The organism is Herbaspirillum sp. (assembly GCF_035644555.1).
Lineage (GTDB): Bacteria > Pseudomonadota > Gammaproteobacteria > Burkholderiales > Burkholderiaceae_D > Herbaspirillum.
On the sequence record NZ_DASQOH010000033.1, the window covers coordinates 1 to 16,220 of the forward strand.

The 16,220-nt window shown below is 63.9% G+C and carries 10 protein-coding genes and 1 tRNA gene; 2 read left to right on the plus strand and 9 right to left on the minus strand.

Annotated features, from left to right (window positions below):
* Nucleotides 1–42: 42 nt before the first annotated feature.
* From VE092_RS08750 to VE092_RS08770, 5 genes are all read right to left on the minus strand, one after another.
* Nucleotides 43–119: transfer RNA gene (locus VE092_RS08750), tRNA-Met, on the minus strand.
* Between the two features lie 69 nt (nt 120–188).
* Complete coding sequence (miaA, locus tag VE092_RS08755; protein WP_324875817.1) at nt 189–1,139, minus strand: tRNA (adenosine(37)-N6)-dimethylallyltransferase MiaA; 951 nt, start codon at nt 1,137–1,139, stop codon at nt 189–191.
* Nucleotides 1,136–3,079 (minus strand): DNA mismatch repair endonuclease MutL, encoded by a 1,944-nt coding sequence (gene mutL, locus VE092_RS08760; RefSeq protein ID WP_324875819.1) that lies wholly within the window; start codon nt 3,077–3,079, stop codon nt 1,136–1,138. The genes miaA and mutL overlap by 4 nt, the downstream gene beginning before the upstream one ends.
* Nucleotides 3,080–3,231: 152 nt before the next feature.
* On the minus strand, nt 3,232–5,205 hold the full coding sequence (locus VE092_RS08765) for a methyl-accepting chemotaxis protein (RefSeq protein ID WP_324875821.1): 1,974 nt from the start codon (nt 5,203–5,205) through the stop codon (nt 3,232–3,234).
* A 414-nt stretch (nt 5,206–5,619) separates the two neighbouring features.
* Nucleotides 5,620–8,685, minus strand: coding sequence for a bifunctional diguanylate cyclase/phosphodiesterase (locus VE092_RS08770; RefSeq protein ID WP_324875823.1), 3,066 nt, complete (start codon nt 8,683–8,685; stop codon nt 5,620–5,622).
* Nucleotides 8,686–9,129: 444 nt separating this feature from the next.
* Between VE092_RS08770 and VE092_RS08775 the strand changes: the two genes are divergently transcribed.
* Nucleotides 9,130–9,792, plus strand: a complete 663-nt coding sequence (locus VE092_RS08775; protein WP_324875824.1) for a VTT domain-containing protein — start codon at nt 9,130–9,132, stop codon at nt 9,790–9,792.
* Between the two features lie 100 nt (nt 9,793–9,892).
* Here VE092_RS08775 and VE092_RS08780 read toward each other — a convergent pair whose 3' ends face one another.
* The 3 genes from VE092_RS08780 to tsaE form a co-directional block, all read right to left on the minus strand.
* Nucleotides 9,893–12,103: an OsmC domain/YcaO domain-containing protein gene (locus VE092_RS08780; RefSeq protein ID WP_324875826.1), complete on the minus strand. Its 2,211-nt coding sequence runs from the start codon at nt 12,101–12,103 to the stop codon at nt 9,893–9,895.
* A 222-nt stretch (nt 12,104–12,325) separates the two neighbouring features.
* Nucleotides 12,326–13,681: an N-acetylmuramoyl-L-alanine amidase gene (locus tag VE092_RS08785; RefSeq protein ID WP_324875828.1), complete on the minus strand. Its 1,356-nt coding sequence runs from the start codon at nt 13,679–13,681 to the stop codon at nt 12,326–12,328.
* The gene (tsaE, locus tag VE092_RS08790) at nt 13,645–14,130 is read right to left on the minus strand and encodes a tRNA (adenosine(37)-N6)-threonylcarbamoyltransferase complex ATPase subunit type 1 TsaE (RefSeq protein ID WP_324875830.1); all 486 of its coding nucleotides are present in this window, start codon (nt 14,128–14,130) and stop codon (nt 13,645–13,647) included. The genes VE092_RS08785 and tsaE overlap by 37 nt, the downstream gene beginning before the upstream one ends.
* Before the next feature lie 56 nt (nt 14,131–14,186).
* On the opposite strand from tsaE, the gene queG reads away from it, so the two are divergent.
* A complete protein-coding gene (gene queG, locus VE092_RS08795; protein WP_324875832.1) occupies nt 14,187–15,317 on the plus strand; it encodes a tRNA epoxyqueuosine(34) reductase QueG in 1,131 nt (376 codons plus the stop codon).
* A gap of 11 nt (nt 15,318–15,328) precedes the next feature.
* Here queG and VE092_RS08800 read toward each other — a convergent pair whose 3' ends face one another.
* Complete coding sequence (locus VE092_RS08800) at nt 15,329–16,219, minus strand: AEC family transporter (protein ID WP_324875834.1); 891 nt, start codon at nt 16,217–16,219, stop codon at nt 15,329–15,331.
* Nucleotide 16,220 lies beyond the last annotated feature (1 nt).

Sequence of the window (16,220 nt, forward strand, 5' to 3'; positions counted from 1 at the left end):
CGGCGCCGCATACGCATGATTGCACATGCAGCGACGGGTATCTGGTGGTGATAGGTGGACTTGAACCACCGACCCCAGCATTATGAGTGCTGTGCTCTAACCAGCTGAGCTATATCACCAGGAGGCAAGCCCGAGACTATAAGCATCGGCGCGGCTTCTGTCAATAGCTTTTCTGCATTTTCCGAGAATTACTTATCCACAGCCGCGCGCACCTGCGCCAGTACCTCGGCTGTGGCGTCGGGTCGGTTGCAGTCGATGCTGAGCCGCTCCGGCATGGAGCGCAGCCAGGTCAGCTGGCGCTTGGCCAGCTGGCGAGTGGCGGCGATACCCTTTTCGCGCAGGGTGGCGGCATCGATGCTACCGTCCAGGTATTCCCACATCTGCCGGTAGCCCACGCAACGCATCGAGGGCAAACCCAGGTGCAGGTCGCCACGGGCGCGCAGGGCGGTGACTTCGCGCTCCAGGGCGCCGCCCTGCAGCATCAGGTCGAAGCGCAGGGCGATGCGGTCGTGCAGTACGGCGCGTTCGCTCGGCTCCAGGGCCAGGGGTAACACAGTGAAGGGTAACGGTTCGGCCGGCTTCTGCGCCAGCAGGGACGACATGGGTTGGCCGGTCAGCAAGGTGATTTCCAGCGCCCGCTGGATGCGTTGGCTGTCGTTGGGCTTGAGGCGGGCGGCAGTGACCGGGTCCAGTGTCGCCAGCCTGGCATGCAGGGCCGGCATGCCAAGCTGCGCCGCTTCGTCATCCAGCTGCGCACGCAGCGCCGGATCGGCTTGCGGCAGTTCGTCCAGGCCATCGCGCAGCACCTTGAAGTACAGCATGGTGCCACCCACCAGCAGCGGCAGCTTGCCGCGCGCGGCGATTTCCTGGGTCAGGCGCAGCGCATCCTGGCGGAACTGCATGGCCGAATAGGCTTCGGTGGGGTCGATGATGTCGATCAGGTGGTGCGGGACTTCGGCCAGCTCGGCCGCGGTGGGCTTGGCGGTGCCGATGTCCATCTCACGATAGACCAGGGCCGAGTCGACGGAAATGATTTCGCTGGGAATGCGGCGCGCGATTTCCAGCGCGGCGGCAGTCTTGCCGGAAGCGGTGGGCCCCATGATGGCCACCGCCAGGGGCGGGCGCTGCGGCGTGCTCATTGGCCACGCAGGAAGAGCTTGTCCAGGTCCGACAGGCCCATCTGGGTCCAGGTCGGGCGGCCGTGGTTGCATTGGTCAGAGCGTTCGGTAGCTTCCATCTGGCGCAGCAGCGCATTCATCTCAGGCAGGGTCAGGCTGCGGTTGGCGCGTACCGCGGTGTGGCAGGCCAGGGTGCCCAGTAGTTCATTGCGACGCTCCAGCAGTACGCGCGAGCCACCGTATTCGCGCACGTCGCGCAAGACGTCGCGCGCCAGGGTCTGGGCGTCGGCGTTCTTGAGCAGTGCCGGCACTGCGCGCACCGCCAGCGTGGTGGGTGACATCACGGCGATGTCGAAGCCCAGCGCGCAAAGCGTGTCCTGGTGTTCTTCCACGGTGCCGACCTCGACCGGGTCGGCGTAGAAGGTCACCGGGATCAGCAGCGGCTGCACGAACATCTCGTTGCCATCCAGCGCGGTCTTGAGCTGTTCGTAGAGGATGCGCTCATGGGCCGCATGCATGTCCACCACCACCAGGCCGGCCCGGTTCTGCGCCAGCACGTAGATGCCATGCAGTTGCGCCAGTGCGAAACCGAGCGGGAAGTCGCCCTCCGGTAGCGCTGCAGCCGGCTGCGTGGAGGCGGCGTTGAAGGATGAGGCGACGGCCGTGCGGGCGGGGTCCGCTTCGCTGTCCTGCGGACGGAACAGGCTGCCATAGGCTTGGGTGTCCTGGCGAACGCCGAAGCCGCCGTTGCCCGCAAACGAGAAGGGGCGCGGCTGTTCGGCAAACTGGGCCGAGAAGCTTTGCTGCCGTGCTTCGCGCATCCAGGGCAGCGGGGCATTGGGCGATGCGGATGATGCGGATATGGCAGGGGTCGCGGCGCTGTCCTGGGTCGCCGTCTGCTGCTGCGGCAGGTTGCCGAAGGACACCGCCGAGGTCTGCGCCAGTGCGCGCGAGACCGCGTGGAAGACGAACTGGTGCACCGCGCGGCTGTCGCGGAAGCGCACTTCGATCTTGGATGGGTGCACGTTCACGTCCACCAGCGCCGGATCCAGCGTGAGAGACAGGGCATAAGCCGGATAGCGGTCGCCGTGCAGCACGTCCTGATAAGCTGCGCGCACCGCATGGGTGAGCAGCTTGTCGCGCACGAAGCGGCCGTTGACGTAGAAATACTGCCCATCGGCACGCGCCTTGGAGGCCGTGGGCAGGCCGACGAAGCCGTGCAGGCGCAAGGGGCCGGCGCTCTCGTCGAGCGGCAGGCGGGCGTTGGCGAATTCATCGCCGAGGATGTGGGCGCTGCGCTTGGCGAATTCGCCGACGTTCCAGTGATCGACCGTCTTGCCGTTGTGCGACAACGAGAAGCTCACGTCCGGACGTGCCAGTGCGATGCGCCGCACGACCTCGGCGCAGTGGCCATATTCGGTCTGTTCGGACTTGAGGAACTTGCGGCGCGCCGGGGTGTTGAAGTACAGGTCCTGGACGTCGATGGTGGTGCCTTGTGCGCCCGAGGCCGGTGCCACCGTGCCGAACTGGGAACCGGTGATTTCCCATGCGTGAGGGGCATCGGCGGTGCGGCTGGTGACGGTCAGTTGCGCCACCGAGGCGATCGAGGCCAGGGCTTCGCCGCGAAAGCCCAGGGTGGCGACATTCTCCAGATCGGTCAGCGAGGCAATCTTGGAGGTGGCGTGTCGCGCCAGCGCCAGCGGCAGTTGCTCCGGCGGGATGCCGCGGCCATTGTCGGTGATGGCGATGCGCTTGACCCCGCCTTGTTCCAGGCGCACGGTGATCTGGGTGGAGCCGGCGTCGAGCGCGTTCTCCAGCAGTTCCTTGACCACCGCCGAAGGACGTTCGATCACCTCGCCGGCGGCGATCTGCGAGATCAGCTGATCGGGCAGTGCCTGGATGGGGCGATAGGCGGTGAGCGGGGACGAATCGGAAGCGGGGGAGGAATGCGGTGCGTTCATGCCGCGATTATACCGCCGACTGATAGTGCCCACGCCGTGCGGCCGGCACGACGAAGCCGCCCGCGGGCGGCTTCGGTGACGGTGACGGGGCGCGGGTTTGCCGTTCGGTAAGGCCGGCGTCGGTAGCCCTCAGGCCGTTGCCGCGCCGGCCGTCAGACGCGGAAGGTGCTGACGGCTGCCGCCAGGCGCTCGGCCTGCTGTTGCAGCGACTGCGCGGCGGCGGCGGCCTGTTCCACCAGCGCCGCATTCTGCTGTGTGCTTTCATCCATCTGGGCGATGGCGCGGTTGATCTGGTCGATCCCCTCGCTCTGCTCGCGGCTGGCGGTGGTGATCTCGCTGATGACGGTGGAGACGCGCTGCACGCTGGCGACCACGTCGTTCATGGTGTTGCCGGCCTGGGCCACCAACTGGCCACCACTGCTGACGGTCTGTACCGAGGCGTCGATCAGTTCCTTGATTTCCTTGGCAGCGGAGGCGCTGCGCTGGGCCAGGGTACGCACTTCGGTGGCCACCACTGCAAAGCCGCGTCCCTGCTCGCCGGCGCGGGCCGCTTCCACCGCGGCGTTCAGGGCCAGGATGTTGGTCTGGAAGGCAATGCCGTCGATCACGCTGATGATGTCCACGATGCGTTGCGAAGAGCTGTTGATGGCGTCCATGGTCTGCACCACCTGTCCCACCACTTCACCACCATGGCTGGCCACATCCGAGGCTGAGCTCGACAGTTCGTCGGCCTGTACTGCATTGGCGGCGTTCTGCTTGACGGTGGAGGTCAGTTCTTCCATGGCCGAGGCGGTTTCTTCCAGGGCGCCGGCCTGTTGTTCGGTGCGGGATGACAGATGGAGGTTGCCGGCGGCAATCTCGCTGGCGGCGGTATTGATTTCCTCGGTGCCGGCGCGCACGCTGGAGACCACTTCCGACAGGCCCGCGCTGATGCCATTGAAGGCGCGCATCAGGCGACCGATCTCGTCGCTGCTGTGCACGTGCAGGCGGGTGGTCAGGTCGCCGCCGGCGATGCGGTCGGCAGCTTCACATACGGCATCCAGCGGGCGGGTGACCATGCGGTTGATCATCACCGTCAGGATCGCGCCCAGTACCGCCAGGAACAGCAGGCCCAGGCCGATGTAGAGATTGCGCATGTCGCTGACTTCGCTGGTGATCTCCTGGACCGTGGCTTCGCCGACGATGATCCAGCCCCAGGGTGCGTAGTGGGTAAATACCAGGATTTTCCGGCGGCCATCGGCGGCGTTGTAGTGCAGCGCGCCTTCCTTTTGCTGCAGCACGGTCCTGATGTAGCTCTCGCCGTCGGCATCCTTGAGTTCCAGCAGGCTGGCGCCTTCTTCCTTGCCCTCGCGCGGGGCGCCGGCGATCATCACGCCCAGGTCCTTGCCTTCACGACCGTTGAGGGCATAGAAATTGCCGGTCTGGCCGATCTTCAGTGCCTTGATCTGCTCCTTCAAGGCCTTGACGTCGGCGGAGATGTCGATACCCACATAGAGCGCGGCGATGATCTGGCCGGCATCGTTCTTGATGGGTACGTACTTGGTGATGTACTGCTTGCCGAACAGCGTGGCCAGGCCGCTATAGGGTTTGTCGGACTTCAGGGCGGCATAGCCGGGATGGGTGCGGTCGAGCAAGGTACCCACGGCGCGCTCGCCGTTTTCCTTCTTCACCGAGGTCGAGACGCGCACGAAGTCTTCGCCGGTCTTGGCGAAGATGGTCGCGGTCACGCCAGTACGGCCGGTAAAGCGGTCCGGGATGGAAAAGTCCAGGTTCAGGTCGCGCCCGTCGTTCTGCAGCACCGGGGTGGCGCGGTCGGCGATCTGCACGGTGCGGCTCTCATCCAGGGTGAGCTTGCCGAATTCATTGTCGAACATGTTGGAGAAACGGTCGACCTGGCTGTTCACCGAGCGGTCGAAGATGCCCACCATGTGCGCCACACCGCGGGCGTCGTTGCCCATCTGTTCGATGGAGCGGTGCTCCATCATGCGCGAGGCGGAATAGGTGATCAGCATCAGCGCGATCACGAAGACGATGCCCACCAGGGCAACCGTCATGGCAGTCAGTTTTGCACCGACCGAACGGTGGAAAAGGGATGCGCCGCGCGCACCAGACAGATCATTAGCCATGGCTGTTGTTGTTCTTGAGTAAAACGTCGTGTGGAATGCAAATACCGAACGGAAAATTGCCCGGGACGTCGGCGGCGCCGGCAGGCGCGCATTACGCTGTGACCGCTGGTCCCTCCTGGTTCTCCGTCCTGCGGAAAGTCCTGCCACTCTGCGTCCACGCATTGCGCCGGCCATGCCGGCAGTGCGGCACACCAGGGAGCATTGCCGATTCGGCAACGATGCGTGATCGATAACGTCAACAGTCCAGCGCCAAGGGTGTTGCTGGCGCTGCAACCGCGGTACTTGCTGGGGAGTGCGTCAGTATATCGTCAGCTTTTTGAGCCAGATCAAAATACTTGAAATGTTTGCGCCCACATCCAGCTGTGCTGTTGTTTTTCCATCCGGAAAGTGCTTTTTTGGCATGAACTGATGGCCTCACTTGTCACGGATCGTCTCCACCGGGCCGGTGGCCTGCAGCAGCTGGCCGGCGTTCTTGTCCTGTCGGCTGCGGAAATCCCGGACCCAGCTTTCCAGTTCATCGGCCGACATCGGCCGCGAGAAATAATAGCCCTGTGCCACGTCGCAGCCCTGGCTGAGCAGCATCCGGTACTGGTCGGCATCTTCCACGCCTTCGGCGACCACGGTCAGCTTGAGGCTTTCGCCGATGCGGATGACCGCATTGGTGAGCGCGCTGACCGCTTCATCCTTGGCCATGTCACGTACGAAGCTCTGGTCCAGCTTCAGCTCCGATACCGGTAGCTTGCGCAGGTAGCCCAGGCTGGAATAGCCGGTCCCGAAATCATCCATGGCCAGCGGGATGCCCAGCGCATGTACGGCGGCGATGGTCTGGTTGGTGCTGGGATTGGTATCCATCAGCACGGTTTCGGTGATCTCCAGGGTCAGGTCGGTGGGCACCAGGCTGTAGCGGCGCAGCAGGCCGGTGACGAACTGCGGCAGTTCGAGGTCGTGGAAATTGGTGGCCGACAGGTTCACCGAGATGGACGGCACCTGGATGCCGCGACGGCGCCAGTCCGACAGCTGGAAGCAGGCTTCTTCCAGCGCCCATCTGCCGAGTTCGCCGATCAGGCCACATTCCTCGGCAATCGGGATGAAGCGCCCGGGCGAGACCTGGCCCAGCTGGGCGTCATGCCAGCGCGCCAGGGCTTCCACCCCATGCAGGCTGTGGTCGTCCAGCCGGATCTGGGGCTGGAAGTGCAATTCGAAGCGGCCGCCGCGCAGGGCGTCGCGCAGGGCGCCTTCCAGCGCCAGGCGTTCCTGGGCCATGCTGTTCATCTCTTCGCTGAAGAAGCTGAACCGGCCCCGATTGACCGCCTTGGCCTGGTACATGGCGATATCGGCCCGGTGCAGCAGCGTCTCGATGTCGTTGCCGTTGTCGGGGAAGATCGCCACGCCGATGCTGGCCGAGGGATTGAGCGGCGTGCCATTGATGTGGCAGGGCATGGCCAGGCGTTCTTGGATGCGCTTGACCACCTCGGTGAGATGCTGGGTATCGTACTGCGTCAATACCACCACGAATTCGTCACCGGAGAGCCGCCCGACGATGTCGGAGCGGCGCGCCTGCGACTGCAGCCGGGTGGCCACCGTGCGCAGCAGTTCGTCGCCGGCCTGGTGGCCCAGCGAGTCGTTGACCTGCTTGAAGCGGTCCAGATCGATGAACATCACGGCGACTGTGCTGCGATTGCGTTCGGCCGCCGCGATCGCCTGCCCGGCCTGGACCAGCAGCAGGCTGCGATTGGGCAGGCCGGTCAGCGAATCGTAGAAGGCCAGCTGGTGGATGCGGGCGCGCGAGGCTTCGCGCTCGATGGCCAGGGCGCACAGGTGCAGGCCGGCATCGACCAGCAGGTGATGGAAACCGCTGGGCTGGCGCGGCTGGCGGAAATAGAAACCGAAGGTGCCGATGACCTTGCCGTCGGCCGACTTGATGGGGGTGGACCAGCAGGCCCGCAGACCGTGGTTCAGGGCCAGGTCCTTGTAGTCGGCCCAGTGCGGATCGCTGGCGATGTCTTCCGTGATGACCGGCTGGCCGGTAAAGGCGGCGCTGCCGCAGGCTCCCACCATGGGGCCGATGGACAGGCCGTCGATGGCGCGACTATAGGCCTCCGGCAGGCTGGGACCGGCCAGCGTGTGCAGGCGGCCCTGTTCGTCCACCCGCAGGATGGAGGCGATCACCTCCGGCGCCACCCGCTCCACTTCCTCGCACAGCAGATTCATCTGCTCGGACAGCGAAGAGTCGCGCGCCATGGCATTGAGCACGCGGTACTGCAAGACTTCATGCACCTTGGTATTGGTGATGTCGGTCATCACGCAGACCGCGTTGATGAGCTTGCCGCCCGCATCCAGGATGGGGTTGACCACCGCCGAGATCCATACCGGCTGCTCGTGGAAATCGTGGATCAGTTCTTCGGTATGGAAGCTGTGGCCCTGCAGCAGTTCGCCGTGGCAGCGTTCTATCGACTTGACGAAGGTCGGGTGGCCGGCAAACAGATCGCGCGGCAGCTTGCCGATCACCTGCTGGCTCTGGAAGCCGAGCATGCGGGTGAAGCCGGTGTTGTGGAAGACGATGCGGTTCTTGTCGTCGGTGATGAGTACGGCATTGTCGGTTTCATTGATGCCCAGCGAGAGCAGGTGCAGATGCTCGCGGTCGCTTTTTTCGCGGGTCACGCGATAGGTGACGTCGTTGCCGATGCAGATTACCCGTTCGGCCTTGCCATGCGGGTCCAGCAGCGGCGAGTAGGTGGCTTCCCACCAGATGGTGCGGCCGCTACGGGTGCGGCGCGGGAAGCGGCCCGAGAAAAAGCGTCCGTTGCAGACGTCGCGCCAGAAGGCGGCGTATTCCTCGCTGCTGACGTAGTCGGGGTCGCACAGCAGGGCGTGCGACTTGCCCACCAGATCCTCGGCCAGGTATTCCATGGTCTTGAGGTAGTTGCGGTTGGCCGCCAGTACCAGGCCGTCGGGCGAGAGTTCAACCACGCCCAGCGAGCGGTTCAGTGCGCTCAGCACGCTGTTGCTATGATGCGAATCGTCGATGTGGGAACTGATGTCGGCGGCCGCCGAGATCACCTTGGTGAGTGCGCCCTGCTCGTCGAGGATGGGGCTGCACAGCGCTTCCAGCCAGACGATGGTGCCATCGATGCGGCGTCGCTGCAGGGTACCGGTGATAATGTCGCCCTGGCGCAGGTGTTGCCAGAACTGCTGGTAGTCGTCGGACTGGACGTAGAGCGGCTCGCACAGCATGCTGTGATGCTGGCCGACCAGCTCTTCACGGCGGTAACCCAGCATGCCGAGGAAATTGTCGTTGGCTTCCAGAATCGTGCCGTCGGCGGCAAATTCCAGGATCGCCATCGAACGCCACAGCGCGCCCAGCAGCGCATCGCGCTCCTGGTCGTGCAGACCACGGCCGTCCGGCTGATCCTGCTGCGGATCACGCCGCCGTTCCGGCTGGTGATCGAATTCGCCGACGAATGACTCCTGGCTCCCCATACAGCCCCCTGTGGCCCGGTGATGACGCTTTCCCCGCGTCTTGCCTCATGCAGTCCGGAGTGACGAATGTTTCAGTTTCTCTTCCTTGCCGCTGACCGCGCCTCGCGCATTTCTGCATCTAGGCCACACTAAAACTGAAGCAATCTAACTTGATCATATGCCAAATCTACATCCTTGTGCGGCTGCTATCGGCTGCTCCCGGCGGGCGCGACAGGTTCATGATGTTTTGCGAGGATTTCCTTGTGGCATCCGTTGCGGCCCGGAGTTTTTATCGACATCCGGCCCGGGTTCTTGAGTCTGGCCGGGGTGAGTGTTGTATGATGCCTTTTGCAGGCAGAGAAGATCGCTTTGCCTGTCCGATATTTTCATGTTTCACCCTGGAAATATCCCGCCGCGCGGCGATGGGGAGCCCCGGCATCGATGAATCACCAACGATTGGGTTTTATGGATTATCTGCAGTTGCTGGACGTGCTGGTGCACGTGGACAAATACCTGGGTGTCCTCATCGAGCAGTACGGCACGCTCATCTATGCGGTGTTGTTCCTGATCGTGTTCTGCGAGACCGGGCTGGTGGTGCTGCCGTTCCTGCCGGGCGATTCGCTGCTGTTCATCGCCGGCACCTTCTGTGCCATGGGGGCCATGGATATCTGGCTGCTGATGACCTTGCTGGTGGTCGCGGCAGTGGCCGGCAACACCCTCAATTACTGGATCGGCGGCTGGGTTGGCCACCGCGTCTATACCCACAACTACCGTTGGCTCAACCCGGAAGCCCTGCAAAAGACCCATTCCTTCTACGAGAAACACGGTGGCAAGACCATCGTCATCGCCCGCTTCACCCCCATCGTGCGCACCTTCGCGCCATTCATCGCCGGCGTGTCCGGCATGAGCTTCGCCCGCTTCCAGTTGTTCAACGTGCTGGGGGCCTTCCTGTGGGTGGTGGGGCTGGTGGTGCTGGGTTACCTGTTCGGCAATATCCCCGTGGTGCAGCAGAACCTCAATACCCTGGTCCTGATTGGCATCGTCGCGGCCATCATTCCCATCGTGCTGGGCGGTTTGTGGCAGCTGTGGCGCAAGGTACGCGGCAAGCGCAAGGTGCGCAGCGCCTGAGACCGCCGGCGTCAGGGCAGAAAAGAACAAGCGTTGGCAGCCTCATGAATGCCGTTCAGTGAAGACTGAACGGCATTTTTCATGAGGCCGGCCAATCGCCTCAGGCCGCAGCGGCAGCCTGCGCGAACCGGGCGCGCGCCTTGTGCAGCTTGCGATAGCTGTCGAGCAGGCGCTGATGGCGGTCCAGGCCTTCGAGCTTCATGCTGGTGGGCGTCAGGCCGTGGAAGCGCACATCCCCCTTCACCGATCCGATGGCCGCATCCATGCGCTCATTGCCGAACATGCGACGGAAGTTGGTTTCGTAGTCTTCCAGCGCCAGTTGATCGTCCAGTTCCACTTCCAGCACCACATTCAGGGCTTGGTAGAACAGCCCGCGTTCGACCGAGTTGTCGTTGTATTGCAGGAAGGCGCCGACCAGGTCATGGGCCTCTTCGAACTGCTGCAGGGCCAGATGGATCAGCAGCTTCAGTTCGAGCACGGTCAACTGGCCCCACTCGGTGTTTTCATCGAAGTCGATGCCGATCAGGGTGGCGATATCCGAGTAGTCATCCAGTTCGTTGTTCTCCAGGCGTTCGAGCAGGGCGGCCAGGGCGTCGTCGTCCAGACGGTGCAGATTCAGGATGTCGGCGCGGAACAGCAGTGCCTTGTTGGTGTTGTCCCAGATCAGGTCTTCCACCGGATACACCTCGGAATAGCCTGGCACCAGGATGCGGCAGGCCGTCGCACCCAGCTGGTCGTACACGGCGACATAGACCTGCTTGCCCATCTCTTCCAGGATGCCGAACAAAGTGGCAGCCTCGTCGGCATTGGAATTTTCGCCCTGGCCGGAGAAATCCCATTCCACAAATTCGTAGTCCGACCTGGCACTGAAGAAGCGCCACGACACGATGCCCGACGAATCGATGAAGTGCTCGACAAAGTTGTTGGGCTCGGTGACGGCATTGCTCTCGAAGGTCGGCTGGGGCAGGTCGTTGAGGCCTTCGAAGCTGCGTCCCTGCAGCAATTCGGTCAGGCTGCGCTCCAGCGCCACCTCGAAGCTGGGGTGGGCGCCGAAGGAGGCAAAGACCCCGCCCGTGCGCGGGTTCATCAGGGTCACACACATCACCGGATAGACGCCGCCCAGCGAGGCATCCTTGACCAGCACCGGGAAACCCTGCTCTTCCAGGCCCTGGATGCCCGCCTGGATGCCGGGGTACTTCGCCAGCACTTCCTGGGGCACATCGGGCAGGCAGATCTCGCCTTCCAGGATTTCCCGCTTGACCGCCCGCTCGAAGATCTCCGACAGGCACTGCACCTGGGCTTCGGGCAAGGTATTGCCGGCACTCATGCCGTTGCTGACGAAGAGGTTTTCGACCAGATTGGAGGGGAAATACACTACTTCGCCATCCGACTGACGCACGTAAGGCAACGAGCAGATGCCGCGCTCGGCGTTGCCGGAATTGGTATCGACCAGATGCGAAGCGCGCAGCTCGCCGTCGGGGTTGTAGATGTCCAGGCAGTAGGCGTCGAGGATTTCCTTGGGCAGCTTGTCACCGCGTCCAGGCTTGAACCAGCGTTCGTTGGGGTAGTGCACGAACTCGGCATTGGCGATGTCCTCGCCCCAGTAGGAGCCAGCGTAGAAGTGGTTGTTGCTGATGCGTTCGAGGTATTCGCCCAGAGCCGAGGCCAGCGCGCTTTCCTTGGTGGCACCCTTGCCGTTGGTGAAGCACATCGGCGAATGGGCGTCGCGGATATGCAGCGACCACACATTGGGAATGATGTTGCGCCAGGAAGCGATCTCGATCTTGATGCCCAGCTCGGCCAGGAGGCCCGACATGTTGGCGATGGTCTGCTCCAGCGGCAAATCCTTGCCAAGGATGCGGGTGCTGGCGCCGGCTTGGGGCTGGAGGGTCAGCAGGGACTGGGCATCGGCGTCCAGGTTCTCGACTTCCTCGATGATGAATTCCGGCCCCTCCTGTACCACCTTCTTGACGGTACAACGCTCGATCGAGCGCAGGATGCCGCGGCGGTCGGCCTCGCTGATGTCGGCCGGCAGCTCGACCTGGATCTTGAAGGTCTGCTGGTAGCGGTTTTCCGGATCGACGATGTTGTTCTGGGACAGGCGGATATTCTCGGTGGAAATATTGCGCGTATTGCAGTACAGCTTCACGAAGTACGCCGCGCACAGGGCCGAGGACGCCAGGAAGTAATCGAAGGGACCCGGCGCCGAGCCATCTCCCTTGTAGCGGATGGGCTGGTCGGCGACGACGGTGAAGTCGTCGAACTTGGCTTCAAGACGCAGCTTGTCGAGGAAGTTGACTTTGATTTCCATGGCGGAATTCCGATAAAGAGCCGAAAAGCGGCTGAAACGAGAAACAAGAAACGGGAGAGGGCGCTATTATCCCCCATCCCGTGGAGATCCAAGGCGGATGCCGACGCTGCCGCAAAAAGCGGCAGAAGCAGCAGGCCCGCTTGACCGCGCTATCAATAACAAATATGAAATAAAAATGCCGTTCAGTGCCTGACTGAACGGCATCAGCGGCGGACGCCGGGTTCAGGTCAGCTTGTTCTTGGCCAGCGGCGGATTCTTGGCGAAGTAGTTGCGGATGCCGGTCAGGATGGCATCTGCCATCTGTTCCTGGTAGCGCTCGTCGGTGAGCTTGGCTTCTTCTTCCGGGTTGGAGATGAAGGCCGTCTCGATCAGGATGCTGGGAATGTCCGGCGCCTTGAGCACGGCAAAGCCGGCCTGTTCCACCGCGCCCTTGTGCAGCTTGTTGATGCCGCCGATTTCCTTCAACACTGCGTTGCCCACCCGCAGGCTGTCATTGATCTGGGCGGTGGTGGACAGGTCCAGCAGCACGCTGGCCAGCTGGCGGTCATGCGTCTTGATGTTGACGCCGCCGATCAGGTCGGCCGAGTTTTCCTTGTTGGCCAGCCAGCGGGCGGCCGTGGAGCTGGCCCCCTTTTCCGACAACGCGAACACCGACGAACCACGTGCAGTGGGCTGCACGAAGGCATCGGCGTGGATCGACACGAACAGGTCGGCCTGCACCTTGCGCGCCTTGACCACGCGCTGCCCCAGCGGCACGAAGAAATCGGCGTCGCGGGTCAGCATGACGCGCATGTTGGGATATTGCTCGATCTTGCGCTTGAGGCGCTTGGCGATAGACAGCACCACGTCCTTCTCGCGGTTGCCGCGCGCCCCGGTAGCGCCGGGATCCTCACCGCCATGGCCGGGGTCCAGCGCGATGGTGATCATACGGGTGAGCTGCATGCGCGGTTCTTCCGGGACCACCCTCGGATTGCGTTCGTTCCGGTCTTCCGGCTGCGGCTTGATCTCGGCCAGCGGCACCGGATCGGGCTTGGGCGGGGGCGTCTGGGCCAGCGGCGGCGTGGCCGGCGCTTCCTTGAGCCAGTCGCCCTTCTGGATCAGGGCGGCGATCGGATCCGGCGGATTGGCCGGATACAGGTCGATCACGAAGCGGTACTTGTACTCGCCCACCGGCGCCAGGGTGAACACCTGCGGCTTGATCTCGTCCTTCAGGTCGAACACCAGGCGCACCACGCTGGGCCGGTTCTGGCCCACGCGCACCTGCTTGATATACGGATCGTTGGGCTGGATCTTGGCGACCAGGTCCTTCAGGGTGCTATTGAGGTCGATGCCCTCGATGTCCACCACCAGGCGCTCCGGGTCCTTGACCACGAAGTGCGTGACCTTGAGGTTGCTGTCGTTTTCCAGCGTGACGCGGGTGTAGTCCTCGGACGGCCAGACGCGCACGGCCAGGATCTGCGAAGCCAGGGCGGGCAGGGGAGTGACGACGGAGACGAACAGCGCACCGCCGGCTTTGAGGATGGTACGGCGGCTTTTGGACTTCACAGGTTGGGAGCGAATTTCAGTCGAGCGAGGCATTGATGACCCTTGTCGGACAACGCACGCAATTCTACATCACGACCGTCCCCTGCAAGAGACAGGTTGACGTGGATGTCCGGCGGCGGCAACACCGGATCGCCTTTTTCGGGCCATTCGACGATACAGACGGAGTTTTCGTTGAAATGTTCACGGAAACCGGCATCGAGGAACTCCTCCGGACCGGCCATGCGGTACAGATCGAAGTGGATGACTGTTACCATGCGGCCTGCGAGTGTCACTTCATAGGGTTCGGCCAGGGTATAGGTCGGGCTCTTGACCCGCCCCTGATAGCCCGCCGCATGCAGCAGGGCACGCGTCAGGGCGGTCTTGCCAGCGCCCAGGTCGCCGTGCAGGTAGATCGCCAGGCCCGGTGCCAGCACCTGCGCCAGGTCGGCGCCCAGGTGCGCGGTGGCGGTTTCGTCGGGCAGGTGGAGGTGGAGTCGCTGCATATGCATCCTGGTCTGTTACGTCATCCTGAATGACTTGTTCATTGTTTAATCGCTTCATGTCCGCTCACGCCACCCCTGTCGATCTCGCCGACCCCGCCACGCTGGCGGCGCTGGCCGCCGCCATCAAGGACTGGGGGCGGGAGCTGGGGTTTGCCGAGGTGCGCATCGCCGATGTCGACCTGTCGCACCGCGAGGCGGGCTTCCAGGCCTGGCTGGAGAAGGGCTATCACGGCGAGATGGATTATATGGCAAGCCACGGCCTGAAACGGGCGCGGCCAGCCGAACTGGTGCCGGGCACGGTGCGCGTGGTCAGTGTGCGCATGCCCTATCTGCCGGCTGCTACCGACCCCGGCCAGGCCGACTGGCGGGCCCGCGAGGAGGCCCGCAGTGCCGATCCGGACGCCGCCCAGGTCTCGATCTATGCACGCGGACGCGACTACCACAAGGTCCTGCGGGCCCGCCTGCAGCAACTGGCGACCCGCATCGAGGGGCGCATCGGCAGCTTCGGCTACCGCGTCTTTACCGACTCGGCTCCAGTCATGGAAGTGGCCCTTGCCGAAAAAGCCGGGCTGGGCTGGCGCGGCAAGCACACCCTGCTGCTGCACCGGGAGGCCGGCTCCATGTTCTTCCTGGGCGAGATGCTGACCGACCTGCCGCTGCCGGTCGACCAACCGGTCACCCCGCACTGCGGCCAGTGCAGTGCCTGCATCACGGCCTGCCCGACCGGGGCCATCGTCGCCCCGTACGAACTGGATGCGCGGCGCTGCATCTCCTATCTCACCATCGAATTGAAGGGCAGCATCCCGGTTGATCTGCGACCGCTGATCGGCAACCGCATCTACGGCTGCGACGACTGCCAGCTCTACTGCCCCTGGAACAAGTTCGCCCAGCGCGCCAGCCTGCCCGATTTCGACCCGCGCCATGGCCTGGACAGCGCCAGCCTGGTCGACCTGTTCGGCTGGAGCGAAGCGCAGTTCCTGAAGAACACCGAGGGCAGCGCGATCCGCCGCATCGGCCATGAACGCTGGCTGCGCAACCTGGCCGTGGGCCTGGGCAATGCCGCCGATACGCCATCCCGCAAGGGGGCTGCCGCTATCGTGGCGGCCCTGCGTGAGCGCCTGGCGCATCCGTCACCGCTGGTGGTAGAACATGTACGGTGGGCACTGGCGCGCCATGGGGTAGCCTAGGCGGCCGGGGTTCAATGCACCAGCGCCAGCCAGAACGGAATGGTCAGCGCCGAGAGCAGCGTGCCGAAGGAAATCAGGAACGCCGTGAACGGCCCGTTGCCGCCCATGCGCGCGGCCAGGATGTAGGCGCTGGAGGCGGTGGGCAGGCTGCAGAACAGCACCACGATGCGCAACTGCAGCGGCGGCAGTTGCAGATGGCGGCCGATCAGATAGGCCACCAGCGGCACGGCGAAGAGCTTGATCAGAATGAACCAGCCCACCACCAGCTTGCTTTCCTTGAGCCCCGAAAGGCGCAGGCCGGCACCGACCATCAGCAGGCCCAGCGCGATGGAGGCCGCGCCCAGGCGCGAGAGTACCACCGACGCCACCTCCGGCAGATGCAGCCCCAGCGCCGAAAACGTCAGGCCGGCGGCGGTCGCCACCAGCAGCGGGTTCTTGGCCAGTTCGCGCAGCAGGTTGCTGTTCTTCGGGGCCAGCGCATGGACCGCCGCGATATTGCACAGCGGGACGCCAAAGCCCAGCAGGATCGCCATCAGCCCCGCCCCTTCCTCGCCGGCCATGCGGGTGGCCAGCGCCAGCGCGATGTAGGAGTTGAAGCGGTAGGCGCATTGCATGCCCGACTCGTAGGTCATCGGCGTGGCCCGCAGCAGGGGTTTGCCCAGCCAGGTCAGGACGATGCCGGCCAGCAGTGACAGTACCCCGGTTTGCACCAGCCCGCCGGTGACCGACAGGTCGACCTTCAGGCGCGCGGTGGAATAGAACAGCAGCGCCGGGAACAGCAGGAAGTACACCAGCTTTTCCATGCCGGCCCAGAACTCGTCGCCCCAGTTCGAAATGCGATAGACCAGCACCCCCAGCGCGATCAGGCTGAAGTCCGGCAGCAGAAGATTGAGGATTTCCACC

Excerpts from the sequence above, each read along its gene's own strand:
- miaA (WP_324875817.1), bottom strand. The coding sequence starts at position 1,139 with ATGAGCACGCCGCAGCGCCCGCCCCTGGCGGTGGCCATCATGGGGCCC.
- mutL (WP_324875819.1), bottom strand. The coding sequence starts at position 3,079 with ATGAACGCACCGCATTCCTCCCCCGCTTCCGATTCGTCCCCGCTCACC.
- VE092_RS08765 (WP_324875821.1), bottom strand. The coding sequence starts at position 5,205 with ATGGCTAATGATCTGTCTGGTGCGCGCGGCGCATCCCTTTTCCACCGT.
- VE092_RS08770 (WP_324875823.1), bottom strand. The coding sequence starts at position 8,685 with ATGGGGAGCCAGGAGTCATTCGTCGGCGAATTCGATCACCAGCCGGAA.
- VE092_RS08775 (WP_324875824.1), top strand. The coding sequence starts at position 9,130 with ATGGATTATCTGCAGTTGCTGGACGTGCTGGTGCACGTGGACAAATAC.
- VE092_RS08780 (WP_324875826.1), bottom strand. The coding sequence starts at position 12,103 with ATGGAAATCAAAGTCAACTTCCTCGACAAGCTGCGTCTTGAAGCCAAG.
- VE092_RS08785 (WP_324875828.1), bottom strand. The coding sequence starts at position 13,681 with ATGCCTCGCTCGACTGAAATTCGCTCCCAACCTGTGAAGTCCAAAAGC.
- tsaE (WP_324875830.1), bottom strand. The coding sequence starts at position 14,130 with ATGCAGCGACTCCACCTCCACCTGCCCGACGAAACCGCCACCGCGCAC.
- queG (WP_324875832.1), top strand. The coding sequence starts at position 14,187 with ATGTCCGCTCACGCCACCCCTGTCGATCTCGCCGACCCCGCCACGCTG.